The following is a 258-nucleotide window of genomic DNA, read 5'->3' as shown; positions in this document are numbered from 1 at the left end:
CGCCGGTCACGCCGTTGAAGGCGGTAGTGACGGTCTGGTCGCCAATGTAGACATCGTCTGGGACGATGGTGGTGATAAAACTGCTCGACAGGTTTACGCCAATAGTGATGGTCTGGCCGTTATCCAAAGTCACGGTCAACGGGTTGGTGATGTTGGTCACCGGTGCGCCATTCTTATCCACAAGGCTGGCGGTGTAGACGATGTTGCCGCCTTCGCCAACGGTGGTGGTCGCGGTCAGGACTACATCGACCTTGTCGA

The 258-nt window shown here is 57.0% G+C and carries 1 protein-coding gene; it reads right to left on the bottom strand.

Translation table 11 applies throughout. The features are described from left to right. The coding region (locus JMV15_RS28195) for an immunoglobulin-like domain-containing protein (protein WP_201492020.1) at nt 1-258 on the bottom strand (258 nt) is incomplete at both ends.

Source organism: Pseudomonas paracarnis, assembly GCF_904063055.1.
GTDB classification, from domain to species: Bacteria; Pseudomonadota; Gammaproteobacteria; order Pseudomonadales; family Pseudomonadaceae; genus Aquipseudomonas; species Aquipseudomonas paracarnis.
Note: the sequence above shows the minus strand (reverse complement) of the source record. Positions and strands in the feature narration are given on the sequence as shown.